A 243-nucleotide genomic window follows, 5' to 3' on the forward strand; every position below is an offset into this window, starting at 1 on the left:
TTGCGCCCGCCGATTTGCCGGAGCTGTTCAACCAATATCGGCGCTTCGATTCGGCCCAAGGCAGTGACGGACTAGGGTTGGGCCTGACGATGGTGAAGGCCGTTGTGGAACGCCACGGCGGGCATATCACGTGTGAAAGCCAGCTGGCTGTGGGCTCGACATTCATCCTGCAGCTGCCACAACTGGAAGACTGACAAGCGAGCTTTTCGCTGTGCATAAAAAACAGGTCACAAGGACCGGTTT

1 protein-coding gene is annotated in these 243 nt (G+C 57.2%); it reads left to right on the plus strand.

Features of this window, described 5'->3' with window-relative positions:
• The coding region (locus AC0L3B_RS40130) for a sensor histidine kinase (RefSeq protein WP_473383549.1) at nucleotides 1-194 on the plus strand (194 nt) is incomplete at its 5' end.
• Nucleotides 195-243: the final 49 nt, after the last annotated feature.

The sequence above is a fragment of the Bradyrhizobium sp. Kon56 genome (genome assembly GCF_055807635.1).